33 protein-coding genes are annotated in these 23,317 nt (G+C 37.0%); 16 read left to right on the forward strand and 17 right to left on the reverse strand.

The features are described from left to right. The first annotated feature begins 283 nt into the window (after positions 1–283). From ACHZEU_RS04290 to ACHZEU_RS04300, 3 genes are all read left to right on the forward strand, one after another. Positions 284–1,456 (forward strand): multidrug effflux MFS transporter, encoded by a 1,173-nt coding sequence (locus tag ACHZEU_RS04290; RefSeq protein WP_279496322.1) that lies wholly within the window; start codon positions 284–286, stop codon positions 1,454–1,456. A gap of 304 nt (positions 1,457–1,760) precedes the next feature. Further along, entirely contained in the window at positions 1,761–1,946 is a 186-nt protein-coding gene (locus ACHZEU_RS04295) for an antitoxin VbhA family protein (RefSeq protein ID WP_131519903.1), read from the forward strand. 3 nt (positions 1,947–1,949) lie between these two features. Then, positions 1,950–2,654 carry a Fic family protein gene (locus tag ACHZEU_RS04300; protein ID WP_048390571.1) on the forward strand — a complete coding sequence of 235 codons (705 nt, stop codon included), beginning with the start codon at positions 1,950–1,952 and terminating at the stop codon, positions 2,652–2,654. Between the two features lie 288 nt (positions 2,655–2,942). Here the strand turns inward: ACHZEU_RS04300 and ACHZEU_RS04305 are convergent, their stop codons facing one another. Continuing rightward, a complete protein-coding gene (locus ACHZEU_RS04305; RefSeq protein WP_227744841.1) occupies positions 2,943–3,443 on the reverse strand; it encodes a hypothetical protein in 501 nt (166 codons plus the stop codon). 95 nt (positions 3,444–3,538) lie between these two features. On the opposite strand from ACHZEU_RS04305, the gene ACHZEU_RS04310 reads away from it, so the two are divergent. Continuing rightward, positions 3,539–3,991, forward strand: coding sequence for an NUDIX domain-containing protein (locus ACHZEU_RS04310; RefSeq protein WP_333879841.1), 453 nt, complete (start codon positions 3,539–3,541; stop codon positions 3,989–3,991). Between the two features lie 33 nt (positions 3,992–4,024). Here ACHZEU_RS04310 and ACHZEU_RS04315 read toward each other — a convergent pair whose 3' ends face one another. After that, positions 4,025–4,468: a GNAT family N-acetyltransferase gene (locus ACHZEU_RS04315; protein ID WP_404804072.1), complete on the reverse strand. Its 444-nt coding sequence runs from the start codon at positions 4,466–4,468 to the stop codon at positions 4,025–4,027. 10 nt (positions 4,469–4,478) lie between these two features. Beyond that, positions 4,479–4,796 (reverse strand): MazG nucleotide pyrophosphohydrolase domain-containing protein, encoded by a 318-nt coding sequence (locus ACHZEU_RS04320; RefSeq protein WP_374806173.1) that lies wholly within the window; start codon positions 4,794–4,796, stop codon positions 4,479–4,481. Positions 4,797–4,875: 79 nt separating this feature from the next. Between ACHZEU_RS04320 and ACHZEU_RS04325 the strand changes: the two genes are divergently transcribed. After that, complete coding sequence (locus tag ACHZEU_RS04325; RefSeq protein ID WP_066037501.1) at positions 4,876–5,451, forward strand: TIGR00730 family Rossman fold protein; 576 nt, start codon at positions 4,876–4,878, stop codon at positions 5,449–5,451. Between the two features lie 136 nt (positions 5,452–5,587). On the opposite strand, the gene ACHZEU_RS04330 is transcribed toward ACHZEU_RS04325, so the two are convergent. Further along, positions 5,588–5,785, reverse strand: coding sequence for a transmembrane Fragile-X-F protein (locus tag ACHZEU_RS04330; protein ID WP_054548795.1), 198 nt, complete (start codon positions 5,783–5,785; stop codon positions 5,588–5,590). Between the two features lie 118 nt (positions 5,786–5,903). On the opposite strand from ACHZEU_RS04330, the gene ACHZEU_RS04335 reads away from it, so the two are divergent. From ACHZEU_RS04335 to ACHZEU_RS04355, 5 genes are all read left to right on the forward strand, one after another. Continuing rightward, positions 5,904–6,881, forward strand: coding sequence for a dimethylarginine dimethylaminohydrolase family protein (locus tag ACHZEU_RS04335; protein WP_131519899.1), 978 nt, complete (start codon positions 5,904–5,906; stop codon positions 6,879–6,881). 81 nt (positions 6,882–6,962) lie between these two features. Then, positions 6,963–7,208: a YkuS family protein gene (locus ACHZEU_RS04340; RefSeq protein WP_004228871.1), complete on the forward strand. Its 246-nt coding sequence runs from the start codon at positions 6,963–6,965 to the stop codon at positions 7,206–7,208. A 130-nt stretch (positions 7,209–7,338) separates the two neighbouring features. Next, a complete protein-coding gene (locus ACHZEU_RS04345; protein WP_404804073.1) occupies positions 7,339–7,539 on the forward strand; it encodes a hypothetical protein in 201 nt (66 codons plus the stop codon). Between the two features lie 60 nt (positions 7,540–7,599). Beyond that, on the forward strand, positions 7,600–8,505 hold the full coding sequence (locus ACHZEU_RS04350; protein WP_404804074.1) for a Ger(x)C family spore germination protein: 906 nt from the start codon (positions 7,600–7,602) through the stop codon (positions 8,503–8,505). 107 nt (positions 8,506–8,612) lie between these two features. After that, positions 8,613–8,960 carry a VOC family protein gene (locus ACHZEU_RS04355; RefSeq protein WP_048390551.1) on the forward strand — a complete coding sequence of 116 codons (348 nt, stop codon included), beginning with the start codon at positions 8,613–8,615 and terminating at the stop codon, positions 8,958–8,960. A 66-nt stretch (positions 8,961–9,026) separates the two neighbouring features. Here ACHZEU_RS04355 and ACHZEU_RS04360 read toward each other — a convergent pair whose 3' ends face one another. The 3 genes from ACHZEU_RS04360 to ACHZEU_RS04370 form a co-directional block, all read right to left on the reverse strand. Continuing rightward, positions 9,027–10,187, reverse strand: coding sequence for an MFS transporter (locus ACHZEU_RS04360; RefSeq protein WP_404804075.1), 1,161 nt, complete (start codon positions 10,185–10,187; stop codon positions 9,027–9,029). Between the two features lie 179 nt (positions 10,188–10,366). After that, positions 10,367–10,519: a hypothetical protein gene (locus ACHZEU_RS04365; protein WP_167444836.1), complete on the reverse strand. Its 153-nt coding sequence runs from the start codon at positions 10,517–10,519 to the stop codon at positions 10,367–10,369. Positions 10,520–10,645: 126 nt separating this feature from the next. Next, on the reverse strand, positions 10,646–11,299 hold the full coding sequence (locus tag ACHZEU_RS04370; RefSeq protein ID WP_404804076.1) for a hypothetical protein: 654 nt from the start codon (positions 11,297–11,299) through the stop codon (positions 10,646–10,648). 224 nt (positions 11,300–11,523) lie between these two features. Here ACHZEU_RS04370 and ACHZEU_RS04375 point away from each other — a divergent pair, with 224 nt between their 5' ends. Next, positions 11,524–11,757 (forward strand): DUF3923 family protein, encoded by a 234-nt coding sequence (locus ACHZEU_RS04375; protein WP_319840454.1) that lies wholly within the window; start codon positions 11,524–11,526, stop codon positions 11,755–11,757. 187 nt (positions 11,758–11,944) lie between these two features. On the opposite strand, the gene ACHZEU_RS04380 is transcribed toward ACHZEU_RS04375, so the two are convergent. Together ACHZEU_RS04380 and ACHZEU_RS04385 are read right to left on the reverse strand one after the other, a co-directional pair. Then, the gene (locus tag ACHZEU_RS04380) at positions 11,945–12,517 is read right to left on the reverse strand and encodes a hypothetical protein (RefSeq protein WP_066037513.1); all 573 of its coding nucleotides are present in this window, start codon (positions 12,515–12,517) and stop codon (positions 11,945–11,947) included. Positions 12,518–12,538: 21 nt separating this feature from the next. Then, the gene (locus tag ACHZEU_RS04385) at positions 12,539–13,171 is read right to left on the reverse strand and encodes a hypothetical protein (protein ID WP_066037497.1); all 633 of its coding nucleotides are present in this window, start codon (positions 13,169–13,171) and stop codon (positions 12,539–12,541) included. 1,400 nt (positions 13,172–14,571) lie between these two features. Here ACHZEU_RS04385 and ACHZEU_RS04390 point away from each other — a divergent pair. The 3 genes from ACHZEU_RS04390 (at position 14,572) to ACHZEU_RS04400 (ending at position 15,650) form a co-directional block, all read left to right on the forward strand. Next, positions 14,572–14,751, forward strand: coding sequence for a hypothetical protein (locus ACHZEU_RS04390; RefSeq protein ID WP_404804077.1), 180 nt, complete (start codon positions 14,572–14,574; stop codon positions 14,749–14,751). Between the two features lie 189 nt (positions 14,752–14,940). Further along, complete coding sequence (locus tag ACHZEU_RS04395; RefSeq protein ID WP_404804078.1) at positions 14,941–15,381, forward strand: hypothetical protein; 441 nt, start codon at positions 14,941–14,943, stop codon at positions 15,379–15,381. A 20-nt stretch (positions 15,382–15,401) separates the two neighbouring features. Then, positions 15,402–15,650, forward strand: a complete 249-nt coding sequence (locus ACHZEU_RS04400) for a tyrosine-type recombinase/integrase (RefSeq protein ID WP_404804569.1) — start codon at positions 15,402–15,404, stop codon at positions 15,648–15,650. Here ACHZEU_RS04400 and ACHZEU_RS04405 read toward each other — a convergent pair. Together ACHZEU_RS04405 and ACHZEU_RS04410 are read right to left on the reverse strand one after the other, a co-directional pair. Next, positions 15,604–16,560, reverse strand: coding sequence for a PD-(D/E)XK nuclease family protein (locus ACHZEU_RS04405; protein WP_341715419.1), 957 nt, complete (start codon positions 16,558–16,560; stop codon positions 15,604–15,606). The genes ACHZEU_RS04400 and ACHZEU_RS04405 overlap by 47 nt on opposite strands. 12 nt (positions 16,561–16,572) lie before the next feature. Next, positions 16,573–17,313 carry a sulfite exporter TauE/SafE family protein gene (locus tag ACHZEU_RS04410; protein WP_279494671.1) on the reverse strand — a complete coding sequence of 247 codons (741 nt, stop codon included), beginning with the start codon at positions 17,311–17,313 and terminating at the stop codon, positions 16,573–16,575. A gap of 93 nt (positions 17,314–17,406) precedes the next feature. On the opposite strand from ACHZEU_RS04410, the gene ACHZEU_RS04415 reads away from it, so the two are divergent. Then, positions 17,407–17,904 carry a hypothetical protein gene (locus ACHZEU_RS04415; RefSeq protein ID WP_066037492.1) on the forward strand — a complete coding sequence of 166 codons (498 nt, stop codon included), beginning with the start codon at positions 17,407–17,409 and terminating at the stop codon, positions 17,902–17,904. Between the two features lie 54 nt (positions 17,905–17,958). On the opposite strand, the gene ACHZEU_RS04420 is transcribed toward ACHZEU_RS04415, so the two are convergent. After that, positions 17,959–18,588 carry a type 1 glutamine amidotransferase family protein gene (locus ACHZEU_RS04420; protein ID WP_066037491.1) on the reverse strand — a complete coding sequence of 210 codons (630 nt, stop codon included), beginning with the start codon at positions 18,586–18,588 and terminating at the stop codon, positions 17,959–17,961. A gap of 336 nt (positions 18,589–18,924) precedes the next feature. Here ACHZEU_RS04420 and ACHZEU_RS04425 point away from each other — a divergent pair, with 336 nt between their 5' ends. Then, entirely contained in the window at positions 18,925–20,274 is a 1,350-nt protein-coding gene (locus ACHZEU_RS04425) for an IS1182 family transposase (RefSeq protein WP_279494669.1), read from the forward strand. Between the two features lie 130 nt (positions 20,275–20,404). On the opposite strand, the gene ACHZEU_RS04430 is transcribed toward ACHZEU_RS04425, so the two are convergent. The 5 genes from ACHZEU_RS04430 to ACHZEU_RS04450 all read right to left on the reverse strand — a co-directional run bounded on the left by ACHZEU_RS04430 (position 20,405) and on the right by ACHZEU_RS04450 (position 23,134). Beyond that, positions 20,405–21,391 carry a YafY family protein gene (locus ACHZEU_RS04430; protein ID WP_103117901.1) on the reverse strand — a complete coding sequence of 329 codons (987 nt, stop codon included), beginning with the start codon at positions 21,389–21,391 and terminating at the stop codon, positions 20,405–20,407. Positions 21,392–21,472: 81 nt separating this feature from the next. Then, the gene (locus ACHZEU_RS04435) at positions 21,473–22,105 is read right to left on the reverse strand and encodes a hypothetical protein (protein WP_103117900.1); all 633 of its coding nucleotides are present in this window, start codon (positions 22,103–22,105) and stop codon (positions 21,473–21,475) included. Positions 22,106–22,113: 8 nt separating this feature from the next. Next, positions 22,114–22,281, reverse strand: coding sequence for a hypothetical protein (locus ACHZEU_RS04440; RefSeq protein ID WP_016993359.1), 168 nt, complete (start codon positions 22,279–22,281; stop codon positions 22,114–22,116). Then, positions 22,274–22,459: a hypothetical protein gene (locus ACHZEU_RS04445; RefSeq protein WP_048390683.1), complete on the reverse strand. Its 186-nt coding sequence runs from the start codon at positions 22,457–22,459 to the stop codon at positions 22,274–22,276. Before ACHZEU_RS04445 ends, ACHZEU_RS04440 begins: the two co-directional genes overlap by 8 nt. Positions 22,460–22,531: 72 nt before the next feature. After that, positions 22,532–23,134 (reverse strand): CPBP family intramembrane glutamic endopeptidase, encoded by a 603-nt coding sequence (locus ACHZEU_RS04450; protein WP_103117899.1) that lies wholly within the window; start codon positions 23,132–23,134, stop codon positions 22,532–22,534. Positions 23,135–23,317 lie beyond the last annotated feature (183 nt).

A 23,317-nucleotide genomic window follows, 5' to 3' on the forward strand; every position in this document is an offset into this window, starting at 1 on the left:
TACACCCTCTGTCATTCAAATTTAAAAGAACATATGTTCCATTTTACAAAATTCCCCTTCCATATACAAGCAATATCTCTTAGCTTTAGCAATTATTACTATATAATTATTGTAAAATAGCCTATAATAGTTGCTAGACTATGCACTCCTACTTCAAGCATATAAAGGTGATTTCAACATGACATCCTATGAACGTATTCTTATAATGGTCCCGCCGTTTCCCTAGCTACGCAATCTACTTGTAACTAACAAAGTAGAATTTTGCTTGTAGGAGGGCAATATGTTGAAAAAACAGGCAGTACCATCTTTATTATTAATGATTGTTCTTGTGGCTTTTCCACAAATTAGTGAAACAATATACACACCATCACTCCCGGATATTGCCGCTGCACTTGATGTAGCCAATAGCTCTGTCCAATTATCATTAAGCATCTATTTTATTGGCTTTGCGTTCGGCGTTTTCTGCTGGGGATGGATTTCTGATTTTATTGGCCGTAGACCTGCCATGCTAGGTGGTTTAATTTTTTATGGAATAGGTAGCCTACTCTGCTTTTACGCAGAGACAATCCCTTTTCTATTAGCAAGTCGATTGCTACAAGCATTCGGCGCTGCAACTGGCTCCATTATTACGCAAACCATATTGCGTGAAAGTGTGACGGGAAGCCAACGCCATGCTATGTTTGCTCAAATTTCAGCCGTCATTGCCTTTACCCCAGCTATAGGGCCGTTAATTGGTGGTTGGGTGGATCAAGCACTAGGCTTTCGAGCCGTGTTTTGTGTCCTTGTCATCATGAGTATCCTGTTGTTTATCTATGCTTATTGCAGACTTCCAGAAACAACCAATCCTGCAACAAGACAAAGAACAGCGATTTGGCCTGTCGTCAAACGCATTTTTGCTTCACCCATCGTGCTTGTCTATGGGCTACTAATAGGAGGCATTAATGGTGTTCTATTTAGCTACTATGCCGAAGCACCCTTTATATTCATCGAGCATTTCCAGCTGTCACCTGGCCTGTACGGATTTCTTGGCATTATCGTTGCCCTTGCTTCCATAATTGGGGCTATGATTTCAAAGCGACTCGTCATCAGCCATTCGCCACAAAAAATCATCCATGTTGGCTGTTTGGTAATGCTTGGTGGCACTTTGCTTTTGACCATCGTTTGTACCCTGCCATTGCACGCGAGCATGATGGCCATTGGTATGCTGATTACTATTTTTATCACACTGCTAGGCTCGGGCATCGCACTTCCTAATTGCTTAAGTTTAGCGTTAGTAGATTTTCAGGATGTGATTGGCACAGCAGGCGCTATCTTTAGTCTCGGCTATTACTTACTCGTCAGTGCCATCACATCTGGTATGAGCTTACTGCATAACGGTTCTTTACTGACAATGCCACTTTATTTCTTAGGTCTATCCTTGATAATGTGGCTTTGCGGGAGAAAGTTTATTCGATAATGGAAGAAAGCGGGCTTCCAATCGCTATCGCTTTTAGATAGATGAAAGACTAGAACAAAACCTCTCCTCCGAATAGAAAAAGTGGGTGAAATTTTACTCTTCGTAAAATTTCACCCACTTTGATTATAGGATAGCCTAGCTCTAAATTTTCCCCACTGGCACCTATTGAATTTTCTCACTCAAAGTGTAAATACTTAATGACAAAGATTGAACTATGTCAGTAGGCATCGTGCAGTGATCTAACTATCTCCTGATGCATAAAACTGATATAATAGATATACCATTAAAGTGAGGGGTGTTATTTATGAAAGAAAATTCATCCTTAGAACGTAAAAAGCAAGTGCAATTCGCAGTTGGTTTGGCTGCCATTGACGGTGGAAAACCGAGCGCATTTACACAGAACCTCTTAAACCAATATGAAAATGGTCAAGTATCATCCAGCCAATTGAAACAAGCGATTGTTGAAAAATATACAAGGGCTTCACAGTAGTTTATGGACCCATATATTTATCCTAATACAAATGTCTTAATCAACAAATTAAATATTCGAGATGAACAACAATTGATTGACGTTGAAGCACAACTGTTAATCGCTGGGATTATAGATATTTCTTCTATCACGCATGAGATTGACTTCCAAAAATATAAAAGTCTCCAAAAGATTCATCACTTCCTTTTTCATGAGCTATATTTATGGGCAGGAGAATTCCGCACAGTCAATATTTATAAAAGCGAACATGTTTTAAGTGGATTATCTGTTGCTTATAGTGATAAAGATCACATTGTATCTGATTTAAAAACTATTTTCAGTTGGTCTAAATCTAAGCAATGGAAGTATTCTAATCCTCTCCTTGTTGAGGACTTTTCTTCATTTATGACAAAACTTTGGCGTGTTCATCCTTTCCGAGAAGGAAATACACGAACGGTATCGATTTTCATGAAGCTTTTTGCTGAAGCAAATAGGCTAGACTTCAATGCTCAATTGCTCTCACAGTATGCAGGATATTTACGAAATGCACTAGTTCTTGCAGCAGTAGAAGAAGCTCCGGAACCACAATATTTATTGAAGATGATGACAGATGCTCTGGATGTAGCTGATTTCAATAAATTCAAGGCTGACGATGAAACGTCTAATTATCAAGTAATTGGGCGTTATGATGTTTCCAAGTATAAAGAAAAGCCCTTTGAAACGGATTAAGGAATGATTTATTTACAGATTAAGTATGTTTTACTTATTTAATACGCTAAAAAGGATGGTGATTTGTAATTGAATCATCATCCTTTTTATATATATTTCGCAATAGGGATCAATTAATTCATTTAAAACCTATTACTCTTAGAAAAATCACCTCCTAATTGAAATTTAGTTTTTAACCCCATATTCAATCGAAGGTGTATTTTTTTATTTGTCTATACTGTTGAGGTCAGTCCTCAACATCAATTTTCCACTTTTTATACACCTACTAGTTTTTTCTAGCTGCTTCTCCTATCCTTGAAAATAATAATCCAACACTTCCTGAGGGGTATGAAAAACTTTGTTGCTTTGCGTTTTATAAAGAAATTTGGGATTCGTACAGGCTTTCTCTAGACTTTTTGCTTGCTTTAGCTTATCCGTCATTTGCTCTATAATATCTGTGTAGCCATCGAGCTGGTTTGAAATTTTCGGTAGCATCGTTGGTGAGATATCGAGTACAATAGAGACTTGATCCTCAGCATAACTATTTAAATTGATAAAAAAGCATTCTTCCAAATGCTTTGAATGTTTATCTACATTAATGACAGCCTCTTGATAATTGGCGATTAACCCTGTTGATGTATTCGTAATTGTAAAGCCTTGCTGTGTCAAATGCTGTTCAACTAGCATTAAAAACTGCTCGACCTCTGCATCTAGCTTTGGTGTAACAGTTGATTGAATTAAATCATTACATTTCTGATAAATGGTATCAATTTCGGTCTGTTTTTCGACAAGTAATTTAAAATTGGACATTGAATACACGCTTCATCTCCCCTTTTTACTAAGGTAGACATTCATGAAGCGTTTTAGTCATGATCACGAAAAATAACAATTTAAAGGAGAAGTCCATGATTAGAAATTCTGTCAAAGCCATCATCATCGTGGATGGGAAACTATTGCTAACAATAAATCAAGATATAGAGGGCTACTTTTACCTTTGTCCAGGTGGTGGACAGGAGCATGGAGAGACCTTTCACAAGACGTTGCAAAGGGAATGCCTGGAGGAAATTGGCTCCTCCGTTCACATTGGAGAGCTGTTATTTATCCGTGAATACATCGGACAAAATCATGAGCATGCCGCCTTTGACGCTGATGTACATCAGGTAGAATATTATTTTCTCTGTCAGCTAAATGCGCAAACTTATCAACCAACGAATCCTGATAGTCTTCAAATTGGGACACAATGGATACCGATTGAAAAGCTTCATACATATAGACTTTACCCCAAAGCGCTTACCCAACCATTACAGAAATTTATACGAGGACAACAAACAACAATCTATTTGGGCGATGTCAATTAAAACAGGCTGTCTATCTCCTTAGACAGCCTATTCTTAATGAAGCACTTTCACCATCGTATAGTAGCTACTGCCTGGTGGATAATCTTTAATTTCTCCCACTACTTGATAGCCATGTGCCTCATAAAAGGTACGCGCTTGAAACTCGTAGGTTGTCAGTAGGGCTTTTGTTGCCCCCATGTCCTTGGCTACTAACTCTGCCTGTGCTAAGAGCTTTGTGCCAATTCCCTTTCCACGATATTCTTCCCTGAACCAAAATTTATGYATTTCGATCCATCCCCAGTAGACTTCAGCTGTTATACCACCTATCCATTGCTGCTGTTGATCTGTGACGATTAACTGTAAAGGAAGAACCGCACCCTTCTTTCTACTTTCGCGATGATAAGGAGATTGCTCATTATTATAGGCACGAATTTTTTCGCTTAAAAAATTTGTAAAATCCTCATGCTGTCCCCGTAAAACCTCTACTTGATATTCCATCTCGATCCTCCTATTCCTGGTAACGCTTTAACAGCTTGTCTTGATGAGCTGCAAATATTTCTTCTAATGGAATATCGTACTGATTGGCAATCACTATAAGATTTCCTAAGACATCCCCTAGCTCTTCAATTAGCTCCTGCTTATTTTCTTCAAAGGATGGTGTTTTTTCATCTGGTCGATCTCTACCAATCTCGATTGCTCGAATCGCCCTGGCTACCTCACCTGTTTCTTCTGCCAAGAAGCCAATACGTGTAAAAATATTAAGCTCTGACCAGCCACGTGCTTCATAGTAATCCTTTACCCAGCGTTGAAATTCATTTAGTTCCAATTCAGTTTCCTCCATTTCCTTCCTCTTCAAAATAAATTATACTATAAAGGAATTCGATCAGATATGGAGGAAATCAGCTATGAAAAGTATTGCCGTATTTTGCGGATCCAGTCTAGGCGCTTCCGATGCTTATCGTCAAGGAGCGATTTTACTAGGAAAAGAATTAGCCAAAAGACAAATTACTCTTATTTATGGTGGTGCTTCTGTAGGCATCATGGCAACAGTAGCGAATACAGTGCTAGAAGAAGGCGGCAAGGTCATTGGGGTGATTCCGACATTATTAGAAGAACGTGAAATTGCGCATCAACAGCTGACAGAGCTGATTGTTGTAAAGACAATGCATGAACGTAAAAGTAAAATGATGGAATTAGCAGATGGCTTTATTGCCCTTCCTGGTGGACCTGGAACATTAGAGGAATTTTTTGAAGTATTTACGTGGAATCAAATCGGGCTGCTTCAAAAACCTTGTGCTATTTTCAATATGGAAAACTATTTTGATTTATTAATATCATTCTTTGACCATATGCAAAATGAACAATTTTTAAAAGCACAATATCGTGAGGCACTTATTGTTGATGAGGACGCAGCAGCACTATTAGATAAATGTGAAAGCTTTGTTCCTCCAGCTGTGAAAACTTATGAATTAAGCAAATAATAAAATGGTGAGGGTGGACCTAATTGGACTAAMCTCACCTTTTTCATGCTCTAATCTCCAATACGATCCTACATGACTATGCGAAACAAAAGAAGGACCTGATTGTTCTGATTACTAGAATTTGGCTACTATGATTTCATAATTCTGCTTTCTTTTCCCGCCTTTTCACTGCTACCACAGCAATCAATACCATCCCAAGCTTCACCAGACCAATAATGGCATACAGACTAAATGAAAGGATCGCTGGTAATAATACCAGCCACCACGACCATGTAATGACATTTGTTAGCTTTAATACGACAAAGACAATGGTCAACACTTCTGCAATGCCCATCATTTCACCACCTTACAGCCCATCCTTGACTATATAGTAACTATATATCTTACGATAAGAAACATCACAGGAAAAATTTTCACTACTTTTTCTAAATCATACAACAGGAGGCAGTAAGATGACGAATATTTTTGTAAAAAGTGAGTTTGCTCCTTTAAAACGAGTTGTCATGGCGCAATCGGAATTTGCTTTTCCAGCTAAGGAGGCTCCAACAGATGATGAATTTTTAACAGAAGAAACACTAGCACTTTATGCAAGCGTAGATACACTCGGTAAAAATTTTAAAGATGTCTTTCCAGAAAGACAGCAGCAATGGGAATTGGAACGAGCAAATTTAAAAAAAGTATTAGAAAAATACGGGGTAGAAGTACAAGTACCAAGACGTTTAACAGACTATGAAAAAGAAGTAGGAAAAGAAGATGGCTATAGCAATTTCTTCGTTCGCGATCCCTTTTTCACTATCGGCCATTTTTTAATCGAGGGCTCCCTTCGATTCCCACATAGACGCAACGAAGTTTTGCCCGTACGTAATCTTTTAGCACAGGAAGCAAATGAAAATCAATGCTTCTATGTCTCCATTCCAAAGCCTGATATGGCAGATGGTTTAGATTCTGAAGCTGGCCCGTTTTTAGAGGGCGGCGATGTGTTAGTGTTAAATAAAACGATTTTTGTCGGGAATTCAGGACTAGCCTCCAATAAAAATGGTGTGCAGTGGCTGCGTAATTTAGCAAGTAACTTTGATTATACGGTGGTCGAAGTGCCGCTTCATCCAACCATTCTTCATCTCGACTGTGCGCTTAGCCTCGTTAGAGAGGGTCTAATGATTGTCTGCGAGGAAGCACTCATTGATGGTATTCCCAAACAGCTAAAAGATTGGGATAAAATTCACGTTTCCCTAGAAGATGCCGCAAAACTTGCTACTAACGGCTTACCTATTAATGAAGAAGTCTATATTACAGACAAAGAATTTACATGGATTGGCGAGCAACTAGCGAAGAGAGGTATCACCGTAGAATATGTTGATTTTACGATTTCTCGAAGCTTTGGCGGTTCTTTTAGATGTAGTACACAACCCCTATTACGCACGGATCTCTAGAAATTATCTCTCCCCACTAAAAAATAGTATGAATAATGAGCAACCTGAAATGGCACATTATTTGTAGGAGGTGGACAAGAAATGTCTAGAATTATTGGTGTGGAACAATCATTAACGAATATCGAAGATGCTTTAAAAGCACAAGGCTTTGAAGTCATCCAGCTTCGCAATGAAGAGGATGCGAAAAAATGTGATGCTTGTATTATTACAGGTCAGGATCGCGATGTCATGGGAATTAGTGATCCAGTTATGGAAGGTCCTGTGATTGATGCGAATGGACTATCGGCAAACGAGGTCGTTGAACGCGTCCAAAAATATTTCCACTAAAATCATTAGTGCTGTCTCTACGTCATTTTGACGAGAGCAGCACTTTCCTACATACAAATGGTCTCTACTTATAATACCTTGCGTTCTTGTACAAACTAATATACACGAACTTCAAAAAGTAGGGAGATATATGAGCCAAAAACAAATTGCGATTGTTATTTTAATGCTGACGACTACACTACTGCTATCAGGCTGTTGGGATGTAACAGAGCCGCAACGCATGTATTACGTACAAGGTGTGGGGGTTGACTACAAGGATAATGAATATACAGCATACTTACAAATTATCAACTTTGCTAACGTAGCGAAAACAGAATCAGCTAATCCCTAAGCAGCGCCTACCGAAATTGGTCAAGCGAAGGGTAAGACAATAGAAGAAGCCATTTACAAATTGTATCGTTCAATGGACCAAGAAGTATTTTGGGGACATATGACCTTTCTTCTCTTCTCAGAGAGTGCCATGAAAGCTGAACATGCGATTGCGGTTATTGATACTTTTCTACGCTTTCGAGAGACAAGATATCATATTTGGGTTTACTGTACCCAAGATCCTATCGAGGATGTTTTATTAGTTTCTCCATTGTTAGAGAAATCACCAACTGCCACCAAATTAAGTAATCCTAAAAATACAGCGAAGCAGGAGTCATTTGTAGAGCCTGTTAATTTAAGACAGCTCGTCATTGGCTTAAATGAGCCCAACCACGAAATGAAAATTCCTTATGTAACCGTCAACGAAAACTGGGAGACAATGGATGGCCCCAAAACAGAAACCTTTTTTGCTGGCGTTGGTATTCTTTCAAAGGATAGTTTTAAAGGCTATATTAAAGGCAAATCTGCACGTGGAATAGAGTGGATGAATGATGAAACAAAGCAAGGAGAAATCACCGTCGAATTAGAAAATAATGAAAAAAGTGATTACTTAACCGTCGATATTAAAAAGCTAGATGTTAAAGTCAAGCCAATTGTGAAAGGTAATGATGTAAAGTTTGAGGTAAATTTAAAATTCGATACGATTTTAAATGGTTTTAAAGGGAGGCTAACACCCAATCAGGTAAGAAAAAAAGTAGAAAAAGCCGTCAAGGAAGAAATCCTAACTACCTTTGAGGAAGGACTAAAAATGGATGCGGATGTCTTTCGTCTATCCGAATATCTCTATCGTAGTAATGTAAAGGCTTGGAAGAGATTAGAGAAGGATGGCAAAATTCCTTTAAGCAAAGATTCCATCAGTAAAATCGATATTCATATTAATAAAGTAAGCCCTGGCCGTAAAACATTTGCAGAAACGATTACCGAATAATAGGTAGAGACCATCCAAAATGGCATGGTCTCTTTCTTATGGCCATCTTGTCATGCTATAGTAATGGAAAAGATGAGGAAACGTTAAACAGACAGGAGATCGAGACGATGATAAAAGGCTTTGGAGGTATATTTTGGCGAACAAAGAATCTAGATTCTGTAAAAAAGTGGTATAGCGAAACCTTGATGCTAGAAATAAACGATTGGAATGGGACAATCATTAAACCCCAAGAAGGCAATGAAACGATCTTTTCTTTTTTCACTGAACAGGACAATTATTTTCCAGCAGAACAGCAAGTGATGTTAAATTTCCAAGTTCATGATGTAAACGAGATGATAAAGCATCTTGAACATCTTGATGTCCCACTCGCAAAACCTCTAGAGTGTAACGAATTTGGAAAGTTTATTTGGATTAAAGATCCAGAAGGTCGACTGATTGAGCTTTGGGAAAAATAGTTTACCCTTGCGTTATAAGTCAAAGAAAAAAGGACCAGACACTTGAGACTGGTCCTTCTTCCTATATTAATGGTTTGTTTTCTTATTAAGAATGTAATCCCGATAGACTAACAGAGCGACAAGAAGAAAGCTAAGGCTAACAAGTCGGAAAATCATTTCTATACTTATCCATTCAGCTAAAATTCCTAAGATAAATGCGCTCATACCTACTCCAACATCAAAACTGGAAAGAAAAGTGGCATTGGCTGCACCACTTTTGGCTTCACTTACTTTTTGAACAGCCCAGGTTTGTAGGCACGGCATAACGGTGCCATAGCCTCCACCAAATAAAATCGCGGCGATAATCAATGTGAAATTATTTGTAGTATAGGATAACACGATTAAAGATAGAAAACCGAAAATCGCTGACACAATAATGATCGACCATGGTCCATGCTTATCAAACCATTTCCCTGTAAAAGGACGTATTAAAGTGGAAACAATTGCGTTGATAAGAAAGAATAGAAAAATATGCTTTAATCCCTTTTGTTCACCAAAAAGAACTAAGAATGTAATAATAGCGCCAAAACCAAGCGTCGTCACAACAGTCAATACTGCTTGAAACCTTACTTCTTTTTCAAATATCGCTTCCATAAACCGAAATGGCTGCTTGTCATTTTGAATAGGTGTTGTTGCATGCACAAAGGAAAGCATTATGATCGCAAATAGGCTTAGGAAGGCTGACGACCAAATCAGCGTGTGAAAAGAAAAGGTACTGTAAATAAGGATACCGAGACTTGGTGCAACAATCGCTCCCACGGTTGTGGATACCGAGAAATAGCCCATTCCCTCTCCTAATCGAGCTTTAGGGATACTATCTACAGCCATTGTACTATTGGCTGTCGTGGATACACCCCACGCTGTTCCATGGAAAAGTCGGAGTAATAGGAAAATCCAAATCGTGTTAAGCAATGGATACAGCATTGTAATTATGAGTAAGGCTATACTTGCCACAATCGCTAGTTTTTTCCGCATATGATCCATTAAATAGTACCCTACAAAAGGTCTTATCGTGATGGCACCTAGTGTAAATACCGTCGTCACCAAGCCTACTTGCATCGGATTGGCGTTTATGCTTAATAAATAGGCTGGTAAAATAGGCAATAACATTTCAAATCCTATAAAAATAAAAAAATTACTTATGAATAGAAAAAGAAATGATGAAGTAAAAATTGGTTGTTTTTTCATAGTAAATTCCTCGCTTCTAATTATTTTTCTAAATTAGAAGCGCTGGGAACACTGCAACATTCCTTAATTGTCTTAGTTTTTTTAGCAATTCACTCACCCTCTCTCCGTTTTATCACAACAAAAAAGACGCCATAAAACCGGCGTCTACCAATTACTTTGTATGGTTAAAAAGTCATTTTTCACACATGACTGACAAAAGCAAAAAGCTTCCGGTTACTACTTTCACTATGCTGTTTTCTTAAAAAACCACAGACTGGTCCCTTTGAGCCTAAATCATCTAATTGTAAAAATGTCTTTACCTCAATCGCCGTTCTTCTGAAAATAGTTTCCATGACTTTTTGCCTCCTCTCTCAAGATCAATTCATAGCTTACTATAATTTAATACAAGTTTACCACAAAAGCAAATACAATGTTGAAACTATGTATAAGACGCAACATATTTTCCACGCATGGACTATTTATAAAGTTCTTTCCTTGTCACCGTCTATTAATTGAACATGCACCTTGGAGGAGCCACCTCCCTCTATATGATTAGGAACATTTGTTAAATGGAGTAATTCCTTTAGATGAATAGCTTTTTCACGATTGGCCTCGATGGTCACATGATATGGCCCCGCTATATTCATAAGTGAATTCATCCGCTTATCGCCTTTAAAAAAATTCGTATCGATAAATTGTAAATCAAAGGACACAGCTTCATTGCTTCGATTATGTAAGACAATGGTACATTCCCCATTCATTAAGTCTTTTTCCACCATATCAAACCGACATTCTCCATCCCCTTTGTATGAAATGGCCATAATGCCACTAGCAAAGGTTTCTTGATACGCCACGATAAGCAAATGAGGTAAAAATGAATAAAGTAATACTACAATAACAAATGTTCGAAAATGATATTTGTTGATGCTCCTAAGTAGTAAAATCATAGCAATTATAAATAAAATCGAGCCAAAGATGCCAAGTAACACGTATCCATCTTGTGTTTCGATAGGAATTGACATGAATGTAGTATGTGCCATACTTGCTACATTGTAAGGATAAGGAAAAAACAGACACATACAAATACCCAACATAACGATTGACCCGATAAACGCCTTTTTATTGTTAACCATATGCTGCCTCCTTTCTAAGGTAATACACAATATGCACATACCAAATTTACCATATATACTATAAACAAGGAATGAAGCCTATTAAAAACTTCTATTTTTAAAATAGTCAATCCGTCTGTAGGCTGAGATGTAGCACCTTCTATCGGACATTTCCAAATTTAAGGTAAATTGTTATAATTAAGCTCCGAGGGGAATTACAAGAAGAAAGAGGGTTCATATTGGGTATGAAAATATTCTGGTGGGCTGTAAATATTGTATGGTTATTGATCTTTTCTGGCATCGCCGTATTTATTGGGGCAAGAAATGTTGATGGTGCAGGTGTTGTGCAAACACCTGAAGTGAAAATGGTTTCATTCATTATTTTGGGCATCATGTTTCTAATCGTTTTACTTGTGCAATTAATTTTTCTTTACTTTATTAAAAAAAGCACAAAAGCTCACTTTACGAAAATCACTTAAAAAGAAGCGAGAGGCTATATTAGCACTCGCTTCTTTTTCACCTTGATGCACATAACTCCCTAAAATTACAGCCACGACAATGCCATTTTTCTTGTGTTTGTTCAAAGTCCTCGAGGTCTACAGGCTAAAAGTTAGATTTTTGGCCTAACTTAGGGGGTGCTGTACATTTGAAATGTGGTTTTAGTATTTATTCATCAAAAAAATCACCTTTGAAAAAAGGTTTAATTCCAACTTCTCTAAATAAATATTTTATTGGATGACAATCATCGACCAGATTTTTGTTGGGAATTAAAATTTTCTCCCTAAGTTCTTGAAATATTTCCGGATTAATTTCTGGAAACCATTCTTCATAAATCATATGTTTATCCTTTTCTATCAAAATTAAATACACAACAATAATCTCAAACATATAAGGAAATTCTTGTTTAATATTTTGATAGTTATCTAACAATGAAGTTATATAATCCTCAAAATTAAAAAATTTTGTTCCTTTTTCATTGTTGTATTTTAAACGTTCCTTTTCAGGTTTAAAGACAAAAGTAGACTTATTAAACCAGTTGCCTAACATGCATGTAAAAATTAATAATGCATATTTTTTAGTTTCTTTATCATCATCATTAAAATATTTAAAATACTCATCATAAATATAGTTTTTGGCAGTGGTAAAATACCCAATTTCAATCCCAGAAATAGTTTGTTTCACATTTTGTATAATTTTATTATTTTCCATACCATAGTCACTTTCTTTAAAAATTTCCATAATATAGATTATAACACACATTTAGAATACAGGGAACATTGATACAATAATCCAATCATACTTTGAATATGACCCTGACCATGAACTCCCTTTTTGAATTGCAACCCTAACTCTTTGTCCTTCTTTAAACGAAATAAATTCTTTTGTATAACGATCTTTAACTGTAGGATCTTTTAACAGTTCGTCTGTTCCATTTATTACTTCCATTGCGATATCCATAGATTTTGCTGGATAATAAGCATATTTGAATTGTGATTTCCATTCATTGTTTACTTGAGTTTCATATTTTATTTTCCCCTTAGAAAACTTCATATGATACTCATAAATATGACAATAACCGTAATTTCTAGTTTTAGCTGCTGGCATTACAATCTTTGAACCAGAGGATGATGTTGCCACCTGATCTTTCATCGGTGACGCTGCTTTCATTGCCTCGTTCTCTTCAGCAAAGTTTATTTCATCAGTTGGAATTTCGCCTTCAGGCACTTCTATAGGTTCAAAACCGTCCATTGGACTTAGAGTGTAAACACCACAGTAATCTTGTGCCTCTTTTTTTACTAACTCCGATAAAATATCATCGTTAGCTTTTGCTGTTACAGGAATTACTAATATAGTCATAAATAAAACTATCAATAATCCGCTAAATTTCTTCATTTTTCCACTCCTTTATTTTTCTGGGTACACCGCAATTGTATAATTTTACAAAATAAACTTAAATAGTATTTAATTACCTTTTATTAAATGACAAATAGTTACAATTTATAAAGTGTTAAATCACCAATTCATTGCCAAAGAACCTCCATTCTTTAATGATGAAGGTTCTTATATTGAATCATCTATTTTTTCAAATCAAGATTCTACTATAATAATATTTAATTTATAATAAAACATGACTTTAGTAGTGTTAAAAAATACAAATGAAATGAAATAAATTTTAAACCCAACCAATACTTTCTGCTGTTTTATCTATTAAAATGTTACGTTTACACAATACCTTATGACGTGAAATATAAGCTTATCGGCTATGTCCTCGCATTCATAACAGTCATCTGTATCCAGTAACGCATATCTACAATGGTATGCATATCCTCACCTAACTCGTTGTATAGGTCTTCCACAGTCTTGATGATGCGTTTTAGGTTTTGGTAGTAGTCATCATTGGCTAGAAGCATTAAGTCACAAATCACTAAGACTTTTTATGTTATAATTTACACAAAATACATATTAAGGTGATTCTAATGACATTTATCAGAAAATACTTGAATATTGTTTACTTCGTTATACTTTTTTTACTTTTATCTGTTTCGGATTATTTCAAAAAAGGTAATTGGGATTTTCTTAATAATCTCTTCTTTTCTTTATGGGCAGTAATTGTTTATGCTTTTTTAAATTGGGCATGGGATAGTAAAAAATATGAAAAGAAATAGCATATTGTTCATTAACTCTAAGGAAAATCTGCAACTCTTTCCCAACGGTTTATCCCATTCTTAATGTTTTGGAGATCCTAACTAACACAATCGCTAGTTCTTGTCGCTCTCCAATGTTTAAATACTTTTCAACATCAAGCTCATTAATTATTGTATAACGTCTTTCTTTTCCTTCTATAACTGTATCTTCAAATGTGGGCTCTGCTGGTGATTGTTTTAAAATAGCTGCAACTTCCTCCTTAATTCGTGGATAACTATGTTGTTCATTTCCATTCTCCCTTCTCTACAAAATTTATCAAATATTCATTGCGTATCTACTGCTAGTTGCACACATCTCAGGTAAATTTGCTCATACAAATGCTTCGGCAAATGGTGGCGGAACAGAGTTTCCACAAGAGTTGAGAGCACGTGGATTGGGATACATGATACTTGTTTCCTTTTCAAAAATAATACAAGCTCATAAATTACAAATAGTGAATCGTTATGAGCTAGCTGATTTTCTTAACGTAACTGAAGACTTTTTAGATGAAGCTCTTGAAGGGTACAAGAGTAAGTAGGATTTATATGTAGTTTTACCACCTACCAAGAAAGGAGAACCTCGAATAAAAGTTACTGTTGAACATGGGTATGATGAAGACACTGGTAAACGACTTAGATATACTAAAACCATACGTACGAAATCCATGTCTGATCGTGCAATATGCAATAAAGGAAGCTATTACAGATTTTGAAATCGAAGTATTAAATAAAGAAGATGAAAATTTGAAAATATTAAATTTGCAAATTTTATTGATCAATGTATTATAGAGGATTTAGGTGACTATAAACATTMTAACATCTAAAMCCTATATCTAGTAGAATGTCTAAAAAGATGGAGAGAAAGATGTCCTAGTGAAGCAAAAGGACAATATACTGTTTTAAAAAGCATCTTCTCTAAAGGGATTGAATGGAAATTAATTAAAGATAATCCTATGGACAAACATTAAATCTTCTCGTTTGGAACCTAAAAAGAAGGACTTAGAATTTTACAACGAAGAACAGTTAAAACATCTTTTCAGAGTATTAGAAAACGTAAATCCTAAACTCAAGCTCCAGATTAAGTTGGCAGCAATGGTTGGACTACGACTAGCAGAAATAGCAGGATTATGTGTGGAATCTTTTGATTTTGAAAATAATACTATCTATGTAGACAAAACCCTTCAATTTGATATTGAAGTTAGAAAACTAAAAATTTTACCCCCAAAAAACAAAAAGCCTCGATTAGTTAACGTCCCAAAGAGTTTGATGCGTGAACTAAAGTTATTTGTTGATGACTATTTGGAACTAAAAAATAAAATGGGTGACGCTTGGAATCTGATAAAAGATGATGATGGAACTCCCTTAAACTTAAACTTTACAAAAAATCAGATGGTAATCCACCAAAACCTGCTGCTATAGATCTTGCTTGGAAAAGAATTATTGAAAAGTACAGTTTACCAAAGTTGAATTTTCACGCTTTACGACATTCATATGCCTCATTTATGGTCAGTCGGTATGTAAATTTTAAGATCATACAGGAGCAACTCGGTCACTCTGATATAAAAATGCCAATAAACACATATAGTCATTTAACCAAAAAGGATAAAAATGAAGCAAGCGACCATTTCGATGACTTTTTGGTCACTTGCTCAATTTTTCATCATATTTCTGCGCACATAACTCCCTAAAATTACAGCCACGACAATGCCATTTTTCTTGTGTTTGTTCAAAGTCCTCGATGTCCACGGGCTCGTTGGAAAAAATATCAGCCTGATACTTTTTCATTTCTAAAACACTGCGCTGAAACGTATACAAAATATTCTCCATATCCATGTCTGTAAAACTATATTTCTTGCGCTTGCCTGTTAATAAATATTCATTATAGACCTCGATTTGCGCTAGAGACACACGGTATTTTTGCTGAACATAGTACGCGTAGAGGGCTAATTGCTGACGGTCATCATCAGATTCTCCACCGGTCTTCCAGTCAACAATAATCCATTTATCCCTCAATTCATCATAATAATGAAAGTCCATAACAACGAATACCTGGACATCTTCTATTTTCATGGAGCGGAATTGCTCTGGTTCTCCGATACGGAGAGAGCCTTTTTGTGAGGTGATTTGCTGGAATGTTTCACTCATCAAAAAATGATTAAAAACAAGTCGTAAACGTTCTTTATAGTCTTGCACAAGCTCAGGAGAAAGGGTGCCATGGTAATAGATTTCCTGCATCATATAAAACTTGTTTGGTTTTTGCCTCCAAAATTCAAGACGACGAGTGGAGTCAATAAAGGCTGCATTCAGCTGCCCGCGCCCCAATTGAATTAGCTCCTCTACTGTTGGAGCTTTTCCTGTTTGTAAATAATCATTAATGGCCTGCTCAATGTATCGATGGACAATTTGCCCAAATAAAATAGGCATCGATTGCAGCTTTTTTAAGCGATACACCTGTTGATGATATGGCTCCACATTGTAACTGAGCCACCCGTTATGTGAAAAGTAATATTCATAGCCGTATTTGCGGGCACAGCTTGTCAATGTTTTATGACGCGATAACGACCACGAAAAGGTTGGATAGGGTGAAATTTCAAACAGGACAATCACCTCCTAAAGCTGATGGATGAAATCATAAACAAGCTGTATAATCAGCACAATCGTTACAATACGCAGTAAAAGCTTTACCTGATGTGCTTTCACTTTTCTGGCTAGCACAAGCCCAATTTGTGCACCAATCGTCGAGCCAATCATTAAAATAAGCGTTAACGGCCATTCGATTTTCCCTGTAGCAATATAGGTAATCGCTGCTCCTGAGCACATTGCAAATACCCCTACCCGTGATAGCCCCACGGCTTTAATATAGGAAATCTTCTCATGTGCATATGTATAAAGCGCCAATGTACTACTGCCTGGACCAAACATACCGTCATAAAAGCCAACTCCAAGAAGGATAGGACCGTTTTTTCGATTCATCGTAAAACGTTCCTTGTCGCCAAAATCAGCTCCACCCATAAAGGACATGACAAGCGCAAAGCCAAGTAAAATAATAGCAATGAACGTTAATGATTGACTACTCATGAATGAAGCGAAAAGTCCCCCCAATGTACCTCCGATTAAAGAGACAAGTAACACCGAACGCATTTCGTTCCATGCTAATTCCTTACGTTGATAAATTGTATAAAAGCTTAAAAAAGCACTCACCATATTGGACACTTTATTTGCGCCAATAGCCGAATGGACGGGTACACCCATTAGCATCATCGTTGGCAAGGTAATTAAGCCACCACCCCCAACTAACGTACCAATGACATTCCCAATGATGCCAATAAGTAAAAACAACAAGTATTCCATAATATCCTTCTTTCCCTAACACAAAAAGCAATCATTCTATGATACAGTATAACAGATTGTTATTATCAATGATGATGGAAATGAGGAGCAAGGATGCATATACAACAAAAAACACCTACACCACGCTTTTGTCACCAGTTAACGGTTATTGTGGCGACTATTTTTCTAGCTGGCATTACAGCGACACTCATTCAATACGGCAAGCTCCCTGCCATGATTCCTGTCTTGCAAAGCTTCACGAGTGAACATGCCCAATTCGGTCCGAAAATTGCTATTTTTTATTTACCCTTTGTCGCTCTTATGCTCTTTCTACTTTTACACTATTTAGAGATAAAGGCAGCTTATCCTGTGATGCGTAAAAATAAAGCACCTCTCTCCCATAAACAGCGACAAAATGGCATCCTTACGTTTTGTCTCATCAAAAATAGTATTCTATTGTATTTTACCTACTCCCTATTCAATGACCTGACGGTAGCTCTAGGTCGTGAACGTATTTTACAACAATGGCATGCTTACTTATTTTTACTGCTGTTATTTGGCATCTTCATGATAGGGATTGTGCGAGGCATTTTGTTGGCTAAAAAAAGTTAATGTAAAAAAAGAGAGCATGTTTTAACAATGAACATGCTCTTCTTAGACTAATTATTATTCAATGGATGTCATTAATTCATAAAAATATTTTTTCTCCTGCGTCTCATAAAGCTTATACCAAGCATGTAATGTTTCAGGTGTAAAAACATCGAGCAGCCTCAAAACATGGTAGGCAAAATCCAACGGTGCAATGCCAGATGCCGTTACTAAATTCCCTTCAGTTACGGCTGGCTTCTGTTTAAAATGTTCATCCCCAATATAATGTTGACAAAGCATCTTCAAGTATTCGAGATCGTTGCTCGTATGTTGTCTTGTATCAAGCAAACCAACCTTTGCAAGACCAAACGTTGCACCACAAATTGCAGCTACGAAAACATCTTCATTCAACGCTTTTGAGACTTTATTCAATACAGGCTCATGAATAGATTCTAGCCATGTATTGCCTCCTGGAAGAATCAAGACATCCATGCTATTCAAGTGACATTCAGCAACGGCCATCGTTGGAAGTATGGTGATGCCACCCATCGTCGTAACAGGACTTCTATCAATCCCTACTGTCATCACCTCTAAAGGCTCTAACCCCTTTTTAAAATATCTACCTGTATTTAATTCGGCCATTAAATACCCTATCTCCCAATCTGCCATCGTATCAAATACATAAAGATACACTTTTCTTGTCTGCATAATAAACACTCCTTTTATTGAAACTATGCTTAGTATAAAAAAACTTTACTGACATTCTCCGTCAGTAAAGTCAGACTGTAGACAAACTCAATGAATTTTGAGTTTGCCTACAGTCTTTTTTCTTTTACAATAAAATAAAGTAAAGCCGTTGATTTCCACTACGGGCGGACGCTTTCCGCGGGCGGGGTCGAGCTGCTTCCCTCGCTTCGCTTAGTCCAGGATCTCGACTTTCCCGCTTTTCCCGCAGGAGTCGCCACCCTTCGTTCCAATCAACTTCTACATAAAGAATTCCTTATTCATCTATTGATAAAAAGTACACTTTCGAGGTGATCAACCATGATGACGAAAAATCAAATCAATGAACGTGAACAATTAGAAATGCTAACGATTGATCAATTAGTTCCCCAAGATCATTTAGTACGAAAACTAGAGGCGGCTATTGATTTTTCATTTATCTATCCTTTAGTAGAAAACCTCTACTCTGCTAAAGGACGCCCTAGTATTGATCCTGTTGTTCTCTTTAAAATGACGTTTATTCAGTACGTTTTTGGTATACGGTCCATGCGTCAAACCATCAAAGAAATTGAAACGAATATGGCGTATCGTTGGTTTTTAGGGTTTGGCTTCCATACAGAAGTCCCGCATTTCTCTACCTTCGGTAAAAATTATGTCCGTCGCTTTCAAGACACTGATATATTTGAGCAGATATTCTATCGTATATTAAAAGAGATTATGCATCAAGGACTCCTCCATGCAGACCATTTATTTATCGATTCTACGCATGTGAAAGCGAGTGCGAATAAACGAAAGTATGATAAAAAAGTTGTGCGAAAAGAAACACGGGCTTATGAAGAGAAACTTCAATTAGAGTTAAATATTGATCGTGAGGAACACGGAAAAAAGCCCTTTTCCCCGGAGAAATTTGAAAAAGAAGAATGGAAAGAAATAAAGGAAAGCACGACAGATCCTGAAAGTGGGTATTACGTGAAGGATGAACGTACGAAACAGTTTGCGTATTCTTTTCATGCAGCGACAGATGAAAAGGGCTTTGTCTTAGGTGCCATTGTGACTCCGGGAAATGTGCACGATAGCCATGTATTGCAGCCACTTGTTGAAAGAGTCATTCAAAACGTTCAAAAACCAATCGCTGTTGCGGCAGATGCAGCCTATAAAACACCAGCCATTACGAACTTTTTATTAGAGAATCAAATGTTGCCTGTTCTTCCGTATACACGTCCTAAAACGAAAGATGGTTTCTTCCGAAAGCATGAGTATATATATGACGAGCACTATAATTGTTATCTTTGCCCACAAGGGCAGATATTGAAGTATGCAACAACGACGAAAGAAGGATATCGGCAATATAAATCGAATCCTTTGATTTGTGCGAAGTGTCCAAGCCTTTCCCAATGTACAGAAAGTAAGCATCATCAAAAACTCATTCAACGCCATATCTGGGAGTCGTATGTGGAGGAAGCTGAACATTTACGCCATTCCTATGACATCAAACAAATCTATGCAAAGCGCAAAGAAACGATTGAGCGTGTCTTTGCCGATGCAAAGGAAAAGCATGGTATGCGATGGACAACCTTAAGAGGTATAAAAAAATTGTCCATGCAAGCGATGCTTACTTTTGCTGCCATGAATTTAAAGAAACTGGCTACTTGGACGTGGCAAGTAGCTTAAGAGAGCAACTATGCTCGAAGAGTATGTTGGATTTGGTAATCTATTACCAAATATCAGGACGACATAGGAAGAAAAATGATAAAAGCCCTCGAGAGTGAACTTCTCGAGGGCTTTTGTCTACAGTCTGACTTTACTGACATTCTCCGTCAGTAAAGTTTTCATTTTCATAAAAATGAATGAGCTCATATAGAACGTCAATTATCTTTTGCTTTAGACTTATGGGTTCTACTACTTGGATTGATTTTCCATAGGGAAAAAGTAAATAGGGTACATAGGTATGTAATGCTTCCTCATCTACTAAAAATATAGCGTTCTTATTGGTGCGTTCTTGGAGGTGATACTTTAAAAACCAATGCTGACTGATCGCATCCACAGCACTTGTCTTTCCACAAATGATGAAGGGCACAAGGTTCTGTTTATGTTCGGCTTGGGGAAAAAGGCTTTTCATAAAAAAATCACTGGCAGAGAAAGATTGTGGTCGTTGGAAAGGAATGCCTGTTTGATGCAGACTACTAATTCGGCCTACTTTAAAAGTACGGATTTCATTTCTTACATGACAAAATGCAACGACATACCAGTTTTGTTTCCAATAAACCAAACCATATGGATTAACCACCCTAGACTTAGATTGCTCTTCATTATTAGTATGGTATTCCATTTCTATAGATGTTCTCTTTACTATACTCTCTTCTAAATTTTTTAATAGTGGCTCCAAGGAGGATTCATCAGGACCGATTATCTCGAAACCTTGTAAATGCTGTTGAATCATTTTTTCTTGCTCTTGATTTGAATACATTGTAAGCTTTGCTGTTGCACTGTTTAATGCCTCATCTAAAAAATAGCCAGCTTCTTTTGCAAAAATAGAAGCATGAAGTAATGCCGCTTTCTCATCGACATCAAAAATAAGAGGACTTTTAATAAAATTATTTAACAGGGTATATCCTCCATGATGACCTGTTTCAGCTATAATCGGCACACCGCTGGCAGAAAGTGAGTTAATATAGCGGTAAACGGATCTAATATTAATCTCTAATTTTTCAGCGATTTCTTTCGCGGTAATTTTCCTACCTGAATTCAACATCCATAAAATCTGCATCAGATGATCCATTTTAGACAAACATTTTCACCTCATTGAATTAATTTATGATTTCTGACACAAAATCAGGCTACCTGATACTGTTATCAAGTAGCCCTTCGATTATGCCTTTACCAATTCATCTTCCATTTGCTTAAAATTATGTATTAAACCGTATTTCTGTATGCCACGTGCTTGTTGAATGCTGGCATCCGCGAATTGGCGGAAATTAGCCTGATCCTTTATTGTACAGGCATAGACCGCTTCAATTGCAGGTTGCATCCACGGCTGTGTTAATTTATCACTTCTCATATCGGCCGCTCGACCTTCCAGCGCAGCAATATAGCATAGTGCATAGCTAGTTAAAGGCTCTTTTTCGATTTGTCTTGCGGCTACTTTAGCAGCACCAAGATTCTCCTCCATAATGGCCTTAATAAAGAGGTAATTGTACTTAATGGCTGGCTGCTTATAATGATGGATGATGACATCGATTGCCTGAATCTGTTCCTCTTTTGTCCCGTAAGCTGATGCATAGAGAGCAGCAAATATAGGCTCTTTTCGGTGATTTTTAACCCATTTATCCACCTGCTCCATATTGTTTGTGCGATATAAAATATGTATATGGCGATAAATCATCCCTACCGCAATTAATGCAAATATCCCAAGAGAGATGGATAGACGAACACCCGCTAAGGACAGCGTCAATGCCAATAAAATAATAGCTAAATAAAAGAATGTTAATTTAACAATTTTCATATTACCTCCTACTGTAATTTCCTACGCATTTTACGAGAAAAGATATAGCCTGCCCCTATAAAAAAGATAAGAGCCATCACTTTCATAATAGGAATAATAAACAGCTTGCTAATAACGACTACAACGAGGATATAATAGACAACCATCGCCAGTAAAAACAATGTCAGCTTATTCACGAAGTTCCCTACTTTCCTTTAGTGCCGCCTCAATCGCTGCTAAAGCTTTTGGACCCATTCCATGAAGATGAGCTAATGTAGAAAGCTCAACTCTTTCTAGCTGCTTCAATTCTGTATAGCCCGCTGCATGTAATGCGCGAATTGCTGGTTTTGCTACTCCCTTAGGCCACTCTGTCATGCTTGCACGTCCCTTCACGAAAAAATCTTCTCTGCCCTATTATGCAAGTGACAGCAAAGAAATGCAAATAAGTCAAAATTTAAACATATACAAGCACGCCGCTATGAAATTTACAATACTATGGATACTCCAGCTAGTGACAATGGAACCTCCAGCAATTCGTTCGTTCACCCAGCCCATCACATAGCCAGCAAGCGCTGTAGTAAGCACAACTAATAAGATTACATGAAGCGGAAGCACCGACCATAGCATGGCCCCATGAACACAGCCAAAAACAATACTTTGCAAGAGATTTGCTACTTGAAAATCAAAAATCTTCATCAATCTCTTTAATAAAAAGCCGCGAAATAATAGCTCCTCTGATAAACCTGTTTGAATAATAGCGTAGAAAAGTGCTGGAATGACGGCAGCAGCTCCAAGTCCCGCGAATTGATTCGCCGCTAGCAAGGAGCGATCAATATAGAAAAAGACTAGCGCAAAGCTCGGTATTAACATCGTGAAAATAGAAAGTACAATGTACATAGCATACCTTCCCTTGTGCACAATAATAGGCTTTTGCAATCCTATCCACGTTAAAAAGGGCTGTTTTTTTCTCGCTGTACAAAGCCACCAAATAAACGGAATCACTGAAAATAACATCACTTGCAAAATGGCACTGATTAAACTATTCATCATCTTATTTCCCCTCCTGTTTACTACAAGCATAGAAGAAAGTGCCATTTTTTTCAATAGATATTTAACGATAAACATTAAATTATTTATCTTTATTGTTAATTATTAAATGTTTTACAATAAAAAAACGATGTCTAAGGGCTTCTCCTTTGTCTTTTCAGTTACTTTCATTTATACTCAATTACA

Source organism: Lysinibacillus sp. S1, assembly GCF_044986265.1.
Lineage (GTDB): Bacteria > Bacillota > Bacilli > Bacillales_A > Planococcaceae > Lysinibacillus > Lysinibacillus capsici.

Bases quoted from the DNA above. Each gene is read 5' to 3' on its own strand.
- ACHZEU_RS04295 (WP_131519903.1), top strand. From the start codon at position 1,761: ATGAAAGAAAATTCATCCTTAGAACGTAAAAAGCAAGTGCAATTCGCA.
- ACHZEU_RS04300 (WP_048390571.1), top strand. From the start codon at position 1,950: ATGGACCCATATATTTATCCTAATACAAATGTCTTAATCAACAAATTA.
- ACHZEU_RS04305 (WP_227744841.1), bottom strand. From the start codon at position 3,443: ATGTCCAATTTTAAATTACTTGTCGAAAAACAGACCGAAATTGATACC.
- ACHZEU_RS04310 (WP_333879841.1), top strand. From the start codon at position 3,539: ATGATTAGAAATTCTGTCAAAGCCATCATCATCGTGGATGGGAAACTA.
- ACHZEU_RS04325 (WP_066037501.1), top strand. From the start codon at position 4,876: ATGAAAAGTATTGCCGTATTTTGCGGATCCAGTCTAGGCGCTTCCGAT.
- ACHZEU_RS04330 (WP_054548795.1), bottom strand. From the start codon at position 5,785: ATGGGCATTGCAGAAGTGTTGACCATTGTCTTTGTCGTATTAAAGCTA.
- ACHZEU_RS04335 (WP_131519899.1), top strand. From the start codon at position 5,904: ATGACGAATATTTTTGTAAAAAGTGAGTTTGCTCCTTTAAAACGAGTT.
- ACHZEU_RS04340 (WP_004228871.1), top strand. From the start codon at position 6,963: ATGTCTAGAATTATTGGTGTGGAACAATCATTAACGAATATCGAAGAT.
- ACHZEU_RS04345 (WP_404804073.1), top strand. From the start codon at position 7,339: ATGAGCCAAAAACAAATTGCGATTGTTATTTTAATGCTGACGACTACA.
- ACHZEU_RS04355 (WP_048390551.1), top strand. From the start codon at position 8,613: ATGATAAAAGGCTTTGGAGGTATATTTTGGCGAACAAAGAATCTAGAT.
- ACHZEU_RS04360 (WP_404804075.1), bottom strand. From the start codon at position 10,187: ATGAAAAAACAACCAATTTTTACTTCATCATTTCTTTTTCTATTCATA.
- ACHZEU_RS04365 (WP_167444836.1), bottom strand. From the start codon at position 10,519: ATGGAAACTATTTTCAGAAGAACGGCGATTGAGGTAAAGACATTTTTA.
- ACHZEU_RS04370 (WP_404804076.1), bottom strand. From the start codon at position 11,299: ATGGTTAACAATAAAAAGGCGTTTATCGGGTCAATCGTTATGTTGGGT.
- ACHZEU_RS04375 (WP_319840454.1), top strand. From the start codon at position 11,524: ATGAAAATATTCTGGTGGGCTGTAAATATTGTATGGTTATTGATCTTT.
- ACHZEU_RS04380 (WP_066037513.1), bottom strand. From the start codon at position 12,517: ATGGAAATTTTTAAAGAAAGTGACTATGGTATGGAAAATAATAAAATT.
- ACHZEU_RS04385 (WP_066037497.1), bottom strand. From the start codon at position 13,171: ATGAAGAAATTTAGCGGATTATTGATAGTTTTATTTATGACTATATTA.
- ACHZEU_RS04390 (WP_404804077.1), top strand. From the start codon at position 14,572: ATGATGAAGACACTGGTAAACGACTTAGATATACTAAAACCATACGTA.
- ACHZEU_RS04410 (WP_279494671.1), bottom strand. From the start codon at position 17,313: ATGGAATACTTGTTGTTTTTACTTATTGGCATCATTGGGAATGTCATT.
- ACHZEU_RS04415 (WP_066037492.1), top strand. From the start codon at position 17,407: ATGCATATACAACAAAAAACACCTACACCACGCTTTTGTCACCAGTTA.
- ACHZEU_RS04420 (WP_066037491.1), bottom strand. From the start codon at position 18,588: ATGCAGACAAGAAAAGTGTATCTTTATGTATTTGATACGATGGCAGAT.
- ACHZEU_RS04425 (WP_279494669.1), top strand. From the start codon at position 18,925: ATGATGACGAAAAATCAAATCAATGAACGTGAACAATTAGAAATGCTA.
- ACHZEU_RS04435 (WP_103117900.1), bottom strand. From the start codon at position 22,105: ATGAAAATTGTTAAATTAACATTCTTTTATTTAGCTATTATTTTATTG.
- ACHZEU_RS04445 (WP_048390683.1), bottom strand. From the start codon at position 22,459: ATGACAGAGTGGCCTAAGGGAGTAGCAAAACCAGCAATTCGCGCATTA.
- ACHZEU_RS04450 (WP_103117899.1), bottom strand. From the start codon at position 23,134: ATGATGAATAGTTTAATCAGTGCCATTTTGCAAGTGATGTTATTTTCA.